The 11,982-nt window shown below is 65.7% G+C and carries 9 protein-coding genes; 2 read left to right on the forward strand and 7 right to left on the reverse strand.

All coding sequences use genetic code 11. The features are described from left to right. Positions 1–2 precede the first annotated feature (2 nt). The 4 genes from FJX73_08310 to FJX73_08325 all read right to left on the reverse strand — a co-directional run bounded on the left by FJX73_08310 (position 3) and on the right by FJX73_08325 (position 4,065). Positions 3–653: a zinc ribbon domain-containing protein gene (locus FJX73_08310; GenBank protein ID MBM3470777.1), complete on the reverse strand. Its 651-nt coding sequence runs from the start codon at positions 651–653 to the stop codon at positions 3–5. A gap of 91 nt (positions 654–744) precedes the next feature. Further along, positions 745–1,773, reverse strand: coding sequence for a DUF4325 domain-containing protein (locus tag FJX73_08315; protein ID MBM3470778.1), 1,029 nt, complete (start codon positions 1,771–1,773; stop codon positions 745–747). A gap of 122 nt (positions 1,774–1,895) precedes the next feature. Next, positions 1,896–3,794 (reverse strand): aldehyde ferredoxin oxidoreductase family protein, encoded by a 1,899-nt coding sequence (locus tag FJX73_08320; protein ID MBM3470779.1) that lies wholly within the window; start codon positions 3,792–3,794, stop codon positions 1,896–1,898. Between the two features lie 25 nt (positions 3,795–3,819). Continuing rightward, positions 3,820–4,065: an RnfH family protein gene (locus tag FJX73_08325; GenBank protein ID MBM3470780.1), complete on the reverse strand. Its 246-nt coding sequence runs from the start codon at positions 4,063–4,065 to the stop codon at positions 3,820–3,822. Positions 4,066–4,197: 132 nt separating this feature from the next. Between FJX73_08325 and FJX73_08330 the strand changes: the two genes are divergently transcribed. Continuing rightward, the gene (locus FJX73_08330) at positions 4,198–5,130 is read left to right on the forward strand and encodes a mandelate racemase (protein ID MBM3470781.1); all 933 of its coding nucleotides are present in this window, start codon (positions 4,198–4,200) and stop codon (positions 5,128–5,130) included. Between the two features lie 42 nt (positions 5,131–5,172). On the opposite strand, the gene FJX73_08335 is transcribed toward FJX73_08330, so the two are convergent. From FJX73_08335 to FJX73_08345, 3 genes are all read right to left on the reverse strand, one after another. Beyond that, positions 5,173–6,267 (reverse strand): NADP transhydrogenase subunit alpha, encoded by a 1,095-nt coding sequence (locus FJX73_08335; GenBank protein MBM3470782.1) that lies wholly within the window; start codon positions 6,265–6,267, stop codon positions 5,173–5,175. Positions 6,268–6,272: 5 nt separating this feature from the next. Further along, positions 6,273–9,944, reverse strand: a complete 3,672-nt coding sequence (locus tag FJX73_08340; GenBank protein MBM3470783.1) for a hypothetical protein — start codon at positions 9,942–9,944, stop codon at positions 6,273–6,275. A 271-nt stretch (positions 9,945–10,215) separates the two neighbouring features. Continuing rightward, positions 10,216–10,452 (reverse strand): hypothetical protein, encoded by a 237-nt coding sequence (locus FJX73_08345; GenBank protein MBM3470784.1) that lies wholly within the window; start codon positions 10,450–10,452, stop codon positions 10,216–10,218. Between the two features lie 29 nt (positions 10,453–10,481). On the opposite strand from FJX73_08345, the gene FJX73_08350 reads away from it, so the two are divergent. Further along, positions 10,482–11,705 carry an ATP-binding protein gene (locus FJX73_08350; protein ID MBM3470785.1) on the forward strand — a complete coding sequence of 408 codons (1,224 nt, stop codon included), beginning with the start codon at positions 10,482–10,484 and terminating at the stop codon, positions 11,703–11,705. Positions 11,706–11,982 lie beyond the last annotated feature (277 nt).

Here is an 11,982-nt window from a genome sequence, read left to right on the forward strand (position 1 = left end):
CGCTACTGTGTCTTCGTGCCGCACTCGGCGCAGAACTTCGCCCCTGGAGCAAGCTTGGCCCCGCACTCCGTGCAGTGGGCTTCGGCCTGGATCTTTGCGCCGCACTCCGGGCAGAACTTCACCTTCTTGGCCAGCGGGGCGTTGCAGCTCGGACACGTGGCGCGCGCGCCTTCTCGCCAGCTCTGCTCCTTGAGCATCGAGCGGTCCTCTTCGGCCATCTTGGAGTGGGCCCAGATCTCCTCCACGGTGCGGCTTGACTGCGCCGCGGCCATCTCCACTCCCAGGTCCGGCGCGCACTCCTTGCAGAGGCCCTTCGCCACGCTCCAGCAGTTCTTCCGGCACACCCACGTCGAACAGCGCGGGCACTGGATGAACTCCGGCCGTAGCTCCGCCATGGCTTCCTTGAAGGCCGCGTCATGCGCCTTCTCCCAGCTCGCCGACCGCACGCGCTCGGAAAGATCAGCGGCCCTGCCGAAGATCCCCCCGAAGAGGCTGCTGGCGGCGTCCATCGCACCGGTAACCGTGCCGGTGATGGAAGGCCGGAATGGTGTGCGAAAGCCGGTTCCGCACCGGTTGCAGGCGACCTCGAACTGAAAGCCCTGATTTGTGCTCAGATCCGAGTAGTTGCTGGTGAACTCGATCTTCTCGCTCATGTCGTCGCCCTCCGTCCTGAGGTTTCGGGGCCTGGGGCCTGCCCTCCTACGCGCTCGCCAGAACCAGCGCGCATCAGGCCGAGGCCTACCATCATCCGGAGCGGGCTCTGCTGACCATGAATCTCACGGCATCGTTCATGTTGGCCGGGATGATGGCGGTTTCGGGGTGGTGCCCTGGGAATACCCTAAACACTTCGTCCACAAACGCCTGACCGACGATCTCAACACCGCTGAAGTCCAGGGTCACGGCCCTGAACTTCTCCAGCCCTGCAAGCAGTCGCCTGGCCTGCGAACGGGAGATATAGATGGTCCGGTGTGCGTATAGCCGCACCTGGATCTCGCTCCTATCAAACGCGGGCTCCTCCAGGTCCGTCACGTACTTCTTGAAGATGTCGTCCAGCCGGCGGGCGGACCGCTCGGCGATCTCAAAGGTCACCCTGGTCCCCCGCTTCGACGGTCTGCGCTCTCCCACGAAGGTGTCGCCCACCACGTTGTCCACCCTCAGCTTGTAGTTGAAGCTCTCCAGGGAGAAGACGTCTGCGACCTTGGAGGTGAAGAAGATGCCCTCACCCGAGTGGGCTGCGGGGGTAGTGGTCGTCTTGCCCTTCAGGATGTCCTGGATGGCCTCCAGCTCGGAGTTGAGGTTGCGCTGCCGCATCACGTTTCGGAACGCACCCACGCCGAAGTCGTTGACCACGAACGCCAGCACGCCACCGACGCGGGTGATCTCGACCTCGACGGCGCGAGACCCGGAGTGCTCGATCGCGTTGTTCAGCATCTCGCAGAAGGCGTAGGCAAGTATGCCCGAAACATTCTGCCTCAGCTGCCCCAGGAACGGAGCCCTGCGCCGCAGGCCGTCAAGGACCTCCTCCTCGCGGAGGGATTCGTTGCGCAGCCGCCTTCTGACCGCAACTCCCAGGGTCGAGCTGTGGCGCGGGAGCGCGTAGAAGGCGCCCCGGGTCGAGCCTCCTTTGATGAGGCGGCCCTCCCTGACCAGGCGATTGATGGTGGCGCTGACATGCTGGCGGGATGCCCGGCCGCGCAGGGCGCGGATTACGTCGGCGGTCCTGAACGCCTGGCGCCTGGAAGCGGTGTCAAGGATGATGTCCCTGAGTGCCATCGGTGCTCCTGCTGCGCCGCAGCCCCGGCCGGATGTCACAGGCACTGCGGCCGCCGGCCCCGCCTGTGCTAATTGTCCTATTGAAGATACTGATTGTCGCGTGGATTGTCAACTGCGAAAGACTAATTGTCTGGCGTATTGTCGCAAGCCGCCCAGCCGATCCCCAGCTCCATCATCTTGCCGCGGGTGGGCACGCCTGTTTCCTCATCCCAACCCATCATAGCGTAGAAGGTGCGGACTGCGTGGCTGAGCTTCTCAGGGTCAATGCCGCCGTTCTTCAAGGCGCCCGCGCGGGTGGGGCCGAACATCCGTTTGGGCAGGTTGTCCTGGGCCGAGGTGATCCCCTCACGGATGTTGAAGGCGCGGCCCAGTGTGGCGACCCGCTCACCCAGCCTCACTGCCTCGTACGTGGTGTACGACCAGCCGGTTGTGGCGCGCACTATCTCCACCAGCTCGTCAATGCTCCACGGCACGAACTGGCAACAGACAACCGAATCGAGGAATAGGTTCCAAAGGTGAGACGCCTTCTGCGATGCGACCTTCTCATCCGACAGGTCGTTGGCAGGCAGGGGCCGTATGGCTCCCATGCCCCGCAGGTGCTCAAACGCGGGCGAGTTCATGGTGTAGCCGGTATCGTGCATGCCGGAGCAGTGATCGGCCCCTTGCGCCCCCACGGCATAGATGAGGCCCAGACCCTGCTTGACGCGCGGCTCGTGCATGGGGATCTCCAGACCCTTGACGTGCATGGCGAACGCGCCGGCAGCCGGTCCCAGATTCTCGGCCGCCCGCTTCGTGCCCTCGGCCAGAAGACCGCCCACGCCCCTGCGATGGGTTATCATCTCCACCATTTGCAGCATCGCCTCGGCGCTGCCGAACTTGAGCTCGATGCCGTTGGTATCACGGGGCGTGAGAATCCCGTTCTCAAAGCACTCCATGGCGAAACCGATCGAGACGCCCAGAGATATGGAGTCCATGCCGTACAGGTTGGCCAGTTCGTTGGCCTTGGTGATTGAGGCCAGGTCGTCCACACCGCACAGGGGCCCCAGGGCTACCAGGGACTCGTACTCAGGCCCGCCGCTGCGGCGGTCAACGTTCCAGGGCTCGCCGATCTCCACCACCTTCTTGCAGCGGACCGCGCAGGCGGCGCATGCTTCCATGCCAACACCATAGGTATCGAGGACGGCGTTGGCCGTGACCTTGGCGGTGCCATCGAAGGAGTTGACGCCGAAGTTGTAGGAGGGCATGTTGCCGATCTCGTTGCTCGCCAGCATCATGGCAGAGCCGCCGGTGCCCCACGAGTGGAGGTTCTTGGCGAACCCAAGGGGGTTGTCGGCGAAGCCCTTGTTCATCATGGTGGTCAACTGGCGGATTCTGGCCGGATCGGCCACCTCAGGATTCCAGCGGCCGGCCGCGGCGATGGCCTTCAGGTTCTTGGAGCCCATGACCGCGCCCAGTCCTCCGCGGCCCACGGCGTCTTTGAGGTCGTTCATGATGCAGGCGAAACGAACCAGGTTCTCGCCCGCGGGGCCGATGGCGGCGGTGCGGATTGTCTTCTCCCCCAGCTCGGAGGCTATGGCATCCTGGGTTTCCAGGACCGTCTTACCCCACAGGTACGAGGCGTCCCGGATCTCTGCCTTCTGGTCTGTCACCAGAAGGTAGACGGGCCGATCGGCTTTGCCCTCCACGATGACGGCGTCGTAGCCAGCCTTCTTGAGGGCCATGGGGAAGAACCCCCCGCCCTCGCTCTTGGAGTAGCCGCCTGTGAGGGGCGATTTGGCGCCCACGCAGTTGCGGGTGGCGCCCGGCATGGCCAGTCCGGTCATCGGGCCAAGGGCGAAGACCAGCTTGTTCTGGGGGTCGAAGGCATCAATGCCCCGGGGCACCTCCTTGAGCAGGTAGTAAGAGACGAAGCCGGCGCCTCCCAGGTAGGTGCGGTAGAACTCCTCGTCGGGTTGATCCACCTGAATCGTTCTGGAGGTCAGGTCCACCCTGAGGATCTTGCCGGCAACCCCGCGCATCATCGTAGCCTCCCTGGCTTGTTGGCAATCAGGCCTGCTGACAGCCCCCTGCGATGGGGGCGAACACCAGAAGGGAGTCCCCTTCCTTGAGCTGGTATTCAGCGTACACGAGCTGGCCCGCGATGCTGGCGTTCCACAGTTCTTCGTCCGGGACGCCCGCGGCCCGAAGGGCATCGGCGACGGTGCTGCCGGGGCGCAGCTCAAGCGTTGCGGAGCGCTGGCCCCTGGGCAGGCGATTGCGGAGCGGGCTCATAACCTCGATCGTGATCCGCATGGCCTGGAAAGGAACCGCTGGCTGGACTCTTCGACCCCAGAGGCCGGAATCCCCTCGTGGCCGCGACCTCAGGGGAGCGGAGCTCCGCGCTGCCGAGCCTACATCACGTACGCATTCCGGAGGTGTGTGTCGTTGCGGATCACGCAGATCGAGATCTACGGGTACGACCTGCACTATGTCCACGGCGACTACGTGATGTCCGGCGGCCGCGTTGTGCGGGCGCTGCCGTCTACCGTGGTGAAGGTGACAACCGACCAGGGGATCGCCGGCTGGAGCGAGGTCTGCCCGCTAGGCCAGACCTACCTGCCCGGGTTCTCGGGAGGCGCCCGGGCGGCGCTGCGCGGGCACGCGTATGCCAAGAGCCCGGTGGACGTGGCCTGCTGGGATGTCCTGGGCAAGGCCACAGGGCTGCCGGTTGCCACGTTGTTAGGAGGCCAGCGGCAGGACAGGTACCCGCTGTACGTGGCGGTCCCGCTCGGAAACGTCCAGGAGATGGCCGCGTTCGTCCAGGCACACCGCGCCGAGGACATCCACCGATTCCAGTTGAAGATCGGCGGCGATCCGCATCAGGACGCGGCCCGTCTGCTCGACCCGCTCCCGCGCGTGTATCTGGAACAACCGTGTCCCACGCTGGAGGAATGTGTCGCGGTCCGCAAGGTGACGACGTTGCCGATGATCTACGACGAGATCGTCACGGATGTGCCGTCGCTGCTGGCCGCCGTGCAGCAGGGCGGCGCTGGAGGCATCAATCTCAAGATCAGCAGGGTCGGCGGTCTGACCAAGGCGCGTTTGATTCGCGACCTGTGCGAAGCGCTCGGCGTGTCGCTGACAATCGAAGACACCTGGGGCGGCGACCTGGTCACCGCGGCGGTGAGCCACCTCGCGGCGAGTGTGCGGCCGGAGGCCCTGTTCACCGTGTCGTTCATGAATGATTGGACAAAGGAGCACATCGCGGGCTACCGGCCGCGCTCCAGAGACGGCTGGGGCGGGCCCACATCGGGTCCAGGCCTCGGCGTCGAGGTGGACATCCGGACTCTCGGCGAACCCCTGTATGTGGCGCGCTAGAAGGCGAAGCGGGGTGGTCACCCGCTGCGGCAGGCCGGCAGCCTACCGCGTCACGGCGGGTCCACTCTGGATCAGCGCCTTGGCCTCTGCAACTGTGAGGCCGGCAACTCCCAGCCGATGGAGATCGCGGCCCTCCCTCCAGAAGTCGCGCCGGCACAAGGCACCGCACACGTCAACCAGACCCGCCGTCACCCGCACGTCTACCCCGGCCAACCGACCGAGCGACGCGATGGGCACGAGACCCGTGGGCACATCTTCCAAGACGTAGCGGGTATCCAGCGAGCGCGGGGCGGCGATGCCCGCGTAGGCCGGATTGCCGAGGATCCGGTCGTAGAGCGTGACGCCGCTGACGCCCTCGTAACTTCGCTTCAGCCACTCGGCGGCCGAGATGGCGCTCACATCGTACGCCCGCGCCACGGCGAGCCGCTCCTCGTCGATCGCCTCCAGGAAACGCGCCACGGCCGGCGTCATGTCGCGATAGAATTCGAACGGCACGCCGGACTCGATGCGCGCCACGCTCAGCACGACCGTGCCGGGGTGGAACACGGCCCCCATGTTGTCCAAACCGGTCTCTAGCACGTCCCGGGCTGCGACGAACTGCGGGTACAGAGGACGCAGAACTTCCAGGACCCGCGGTGTATCGCTCGCGGGCAGCGCGGCCAGCGGCACCTGGCGCTTGATGCTGTTCACCCGGACGCGGGCCGGACCCGAAATCCGGCAGGCGAACAGTAGGGTCTGGGCCTCCGACACCACGACCCGGCCCTCCACACCGTGGCTCGCCAGCACCTGGCGGAATTCCAGCGCACCCCCGGTGCGCCCCGGATTGAGGACGATGACCTGCCCGTCGCGAAGGTAGGGGCTGCACTCCTCAGCCATGAAGGCGTGGGCCGTAGCCGGCACCACCACCAGGATGATGTCGGCCTCGGCTACAACCGGCGCAATGTCCGTCGTCACCAGCTCCAGCCGCCCAAACCCGTCAATGGCGCCCTCCAGCCGCACGCCGCCCGCTGCCTGGAGATCAACGATCTCATGGGCGAACTTGTTGTAGAGGCGAACCGGAAAGCCACGCCGCGCCAGATCACCGGCAAAGGCGTGCCCGCCGTTGCCCGCCCCCAGGACAGCCACTTTGGGCTTCATGGTCGCTACCCCCTCCCTGCGTACTGCTGGACATCGAGCGGTATCAGCTCTCGCTTCATGACCCGCACCGCTTGCTCGGGGTTCACCCTTCCGTACAGCCCGCCTATGATGCTGACCAGGTACTGGGCATCCAGCAAGACCGGGCCGCGGGGCCGCAGCACATGGGGCTCATCAGGGTTGAAGAGCACGCCCCCCGCGATCAAAGCGAGGTCGTCCAGGTAGCGAGGCGCTTTCTCCTGGCACTTGTGATACACGGTGCCCCCAATCAGAACGACCGCCACCGGCTGATTCAGCAGATTGACACCGTACTGCAGAAAGTAGGTTTCGGTTTCCTCCACGTATCCGGCATGCTTGCGGGTGGCCGTGGCGAGGATCTCGTGCGCCAGCCATGCTCGGGCGGCGTTCTCTATCGCGGTATCCGGGACGACGTGGGGGTTGGAGGAGAGAAAACTCAGGTACCGGTCGAGAGCGACCTCGACCTGGCCGTTGCGCGAATACAGGAACTGCGAGAACTGGCTCGCCCCGGGTACGAAGGCGTCGAGGAAGTTCCGGCTCAAGTACTCGGACAGCTCGCGCTGCATCTCGCCGCTTCGAAAACGTTCCAGCTCCTTCAGGTTCTCGGCGTTGTAGGCGAGCCCGTACTTGCCCTCGACCCGGCGGTAGGCCAATGGGCTGTTGGGAGTCTTGAGAATGGAGCGCTTGACGCGTCGGGCGTTGTCCGGCCCCTCGTAGACGTAGAGCGGATTGTCGGACACGTTGGAGAAGAAGTCGGTGGTGGCGCCCCCGATATCGAGCGCCATGATGTTCCCCAGGCCCTCCTCGTTGCCGTGGCCGTGCGCCAGCAGATTGATGCCCCGGAACGCCGCTCGAGGCGTGGGGATGAATGGGGCGTCCATGTACTCCTCCACCACGTCGAAGCCCTTCCCGCGGATAATCACCGTCTGGAACAGTTCGCGAATGGCTTCGTTCACGACCTCAATGTGGAACCGGTTCACCTCGGGCATCACGTTGTCGGTGATCCGGATGTCCACGTTGTTCCAACGGAAGATGTGCTCCACCTGCTCGCGCACATCATGGTTGCCGGCGTAGATAACGGGGACGCCGTAGCGCGTGTAGGTGGCGTACTTAGCGTTCTCGGCCAGCAGGCGCGCGTTGTGCAGTTGGGTCTCGGTGTCGCCCCCCTCGTCGACACCGCCCGCGATCAAGATGATCTCCGGTTGGTCAACGGCGTAGATGCGGTGGGCCTCCTCCGGCGTCAGCTTGCCGTCGTAGCTCCCCACCAGCTTGGCGCCGGCGGTGAGTGCGGCGAGTTCCGCCGCGAACCCCGATTCCTCCCGGGCGAGCGCCACTGTCACCATCTTCAGCCCACCCTTGGCGCTGGAGCACGGCAACCTGATGTCGAACTTGCTCATCGCCTCGTCGAGGGGCTTCCAGTCGCCCCGCTCCTTGCATGCCGGCAGAACGCCCAGCCCGTCGGCCAACCCGACACGGATGTCGTCAACCGTGGTCGGCACGTAGCGGAGGTCGAACCGCTCGGTCGCCACGTCGAACAGGCCCACCTTGGTGTAGGTCGAGCCGAAGTCCACGACCAGCACCTGCTTGGCGCGCGCCTGCACCAGGCCGGCGTGCCGCCCGGCGATCTCCGCGGCGGCGGCTTCCTCCTCCTCCCGGTCCGTCTCGGTGATGTAGGTCTGGTCGGCCGCCACCGAGATGCTCCGGTCGAAGTACCAGGGGTAGTGATGGCGCACCAGGTCCACGCGCGTGAACTCGTCCTTGACCGGGATGCCGTTCCATTCCTCGATCCGGCACGCCCCGCCGACCACCTTGGTCCGGCACTTGCCCACCATCTCGTAGCGCCGGTCGGCCACGGTGAGGTGCGGGGCCTGGTAGAGCCCGATCTGCAGGGCCAGCTCAAGCGCGTCCGGGCTGATGACGCCGCACGTCCCCGTTGAGTAGTCCCGCTCGTCCGCCAGCGACAGCAGCATCGCCTCGTAGTTGCGCTTAGGGTCCTCGCCCGGCTCCTTCGCCCACTCGAGGAAGTTCGCGACGGTGACCGGTCCCTCGTACCCGCCGGCGAGCGCCCCGTGCAGGACGTTGTACATGCTGGTCTTCTTGAGCTCGGCTATGCGGTCTCTCACCCAGGGATCGGCCCAGACGTTGGGCACGTGCCCCTTGGCGAAGTCCCAGCAGACCTGCTTGGTGATCTGGCAGGACTCGATGATGTCCTCGGCCTTGGCCTCGTGGTGGGCCTCGGAGTGCGTCACGACGTGGAGGATGTCGGGCTCGAGGTAGAGCTGCGTGTAGATGCCGAACGCCAGGTGCCCCTTGGCCTGGTGCAGGTCGGGCGGGAAGCTGGGCAGGCCTGATCGCGTCTGCCGGATGATCGAGAAGTCGAAGTGCCGCTCGAGCGGCTCGATCAGTTCGTAGGCCGCCTTCATCTTGGCAAGGTCGTCGAGCGCCGAGATCTCAGGGGGCAGCTCGAACATCATCTGCATCACGTAGTGCCGGACGCCCAGCTTGAGCGCCATCAGCCCGCAGAGCACGTGGTCGGCCACCTGCATGTCGTCGGTGGCGTAGCGCAGGCCCCACTGGTGGGGATCGTTGATCTCGACCGGCTTGCCCACGCCCGCCCAGTAGCGGATCGTGTCGTAGTGCTCGCGGAAGGAGTCGCGAATCGAGATGGGGCCTCTCCCGTCCATCCGGTTGTAGAAGAAGATGGGCACCGCCGGGAAGCAGGAGTTCAGGTGCTCCTCCCACAGTTTGGCGAGTTCGAGGAGCTCGTCGGTACCGCTGTAGATGCGGCTCATCGGGCAGTTGCCCCGAGCAGTTGCGGCCTTGAGGCGCTTCAGATCCTCGACGCTGCGTATGGGCGCCCCGCCCTGCCCTGCCAGGTACCTTGAGGGATCCTCCTCGCCCCGGATGAACTTGGCCAGCATCTCCTGCGAGGTCTGGTCGGGCGCCAGCGAGACGATCTCCAGGGCGCCGGCATCGGCGAGCACCTCGATGCCCTCAATCGTGGGCTCGATCGTCTCGGCCGCGATGCCGATGTGCGCGCGGATGATCGGCCTGTTCTCGCGCTCGCGCACCTGCCGGATGCGCTCGACCAGGTAGTCGGACCACTCGACCTGCGCCTCCACGCCCCTGACAGGCTGCCCGCGCGCGAAGCGCTCGAGCTCCTCCATGGTTATGTAGTCGTCGGCGATCACCTCGAAGAAGTGGTGGAACTGCGGCTTGTCGCGGTACTCCTGGGCGATCGCCTCCAGGTCGAAGTGCCGCTCCTCGATCGGAGTGAAGTCGTCCCGCTCGAGCGGCACCCCGGTCATCGCCCGCACCAGGTTGGCTGCCGGGCGCAGCCCGCCGAAGCAGTAGCGGATGCCCGAAGTGCTGGGGTGCAGCTCGTATTTGGCGACCGTCTCCACGAACTCGCCTACGAGCTTGTCCACGTGCAGGTCGCCCAGGCGCATCGAGACCCCAACGACCTCGGGCCGCGCCTCGCGGATCTTGTGCACGACCTCCTGTATCGGCACCGCAGGCCCCAGTTTCACCGACACATAACCCAGCCCCATGTCCTGTAGCCAGTCGGCGAACCCCTCCACGCCCAGGTTGTGGACGCACTTCCCTATGGCGCCCACCATCACGCGACGCTTCTTCGAGCGACCCTCAGCCGCGGAATCCATTAGTCCCTCTCCCTACATCGAATACGCGCACCTGGCAACCCTTCGGCGCACTGGTAATGACCAGTAATGACCAATACCATCCAAGAGGCCGGGATTCCTGCTGGCCCCGGAGCCAACAGGATGTCTCCGCCTCCCCCGAGAATGGGTACTGAACTTGTAAGGAAGACAGCCACCACCGCAGGTGCCAGGTGACGTCTTACTCCGGAGGAATCACTTGGCAAAGCCACACTCTCCATTACAGAAGCAGCCTCCCCTGCACGTCGCCGGGCAGTCAGGCGATGACGAGATCAAGCGACTGGTTGTGGACGAGGCGCAGCGGCACCAGACATGAGTGCTCAATCCAAAGATGCTGCCGGCACTTGTGAAACGCGAACCGGTCAGGCTGGCCGAGGAAGACGTCAAGATGGCCGCCTACTGTCTCGCTCGGCACATTCGGATAGAACGGGCCTCCCGACCTGGGTTGCGAGATCTCAAGCGTTCCGACGGCGTCGTGCGGGACGCTTGCCATTCACGTCGTGAATGTGTATCATTCACACTATGAATAGCACTCTTCTCCCCCGCCACGTCCAGACAGCGCTCGCGGATCGACTGCGCGTGATGCCGGCCGTCGTCGTCACGGGTGCCCGGCAGACGGGCAAGAGCACGCTGGTTCAAGCCCTGACGCCCGGCGAACGGCGGTTCTTCTCCCTCGACGACCTCGACGCACTGGACCTCGCCCGGAGAGATCCGGAGGCCCTCGTCGGAGGCGCGGCGCCGGTCACCCTCGACGAGGTGCAGCGGGAGCCGGGCCTGCTGTCGGCGGTGAAGCGGGCGATCGACCGCCGTCGGGGGCCCGGACAGTTCCTGCTCACCGGCTCGGCCAATCTGCTGCTCATGCGGCAGGTCTCGGAGTCGCTGGCCGGCCGCGCCAGCTACCTCACACTGTGGCCGATGACCCGGCGGGAACAACGAGGCATGGGCCGCTGCGGCCTGTGGGAACGCCTGCTGGCCGCCGAGGAGACCGAGTGGCTCGACGTGCTCCGATCATCGGACGACGAGCCCGAGGACTGGCGGCCGCTGGCGCGGCGGGGCGGCTTTCCAACGCCCGCCATCCACATGAAGACGGCGGCGGAACGAACGGTGTGGTTCGAGGGCTACGTGCGCACCTACCTGGAACGCGACCTGCAGATCCTCTCGGCCATCTCCGCGCTGCCGGACTTCCGGCGCCTGATGAGGGGAGCGTGTCTGCGGCTGGGGCAGATCGTGAACCAGACAGAACTGGCCCGGGATGTCGCGCTGCCGCAGCCGACCGCCCACCGCTACCTGAACCTGATCGAGACCTCTTTCCTGCTGGTGCGGGTGCCGGCGTACGCGGTGAACCGTACGAAGCGGCTGATCAAGGCGCCGAAACTGTACTGGGGTGATACGGGCCTGGCTCTGCACCTGGCGGGGTCGGCTGAGCCGACGGGCGCGCACCTGGAGAACCTCGTGCTCAACGACCTCCTGTGTTGGCGCGACGCTCGACCGGAGCAGGCGGAGCTTCTCTACTGGCGCACGACGACCGGCGAAGAGGTGGATTTCGTGGTCGAGGCCTCGGGCCGGCTGCTGCCCATCGAGGTCAAGGCGACGCCGCGCCCGCGTCTGGCCGACGCCGCGGCGATCCGCGCCTTTCGCGCCGAGTACGGAAGGGCGTCGCGCGCCGGCGTGTTGCTGCACACGGGGACGCGGCGCGAGTGGCTGACGCCGGACGTCCTGGCCGCACCCTGGTGGTCGGTGTGCTGATCACGAGCGCGACAGGATGTCCGCGGGCGCCCCGAGAACGGGAAGTAGACCCTTGAGATGCGCGCCACTTGAACTTGGTCTCGATGTGGTAACCGATACCAAGAAGCGATGAGGGTGGCAAGCAGGGTCCGAAAGCAGAAGAACGCGACGGCCACCAACTCCACCGGCGCCACCGTCGGCTACGAAGCCCAGCTCTGGCGCATGGCCGATGCGCTCCGCAAGATCCCAGTCATGGGCGGTGAACCATGAATGGCGAGCGGAGCAAGACAACAGGCTC

This window comes from Armatimonadota bacterium (genome assembly GCA_016869025.1).
In the GTDB taxonomy this organism is placed as follows: Bacteria; Sysuimicrobiota; Sysuimicrobiia; order Sysuimicrobiales; family Humicultoraceae; genus VGFA01.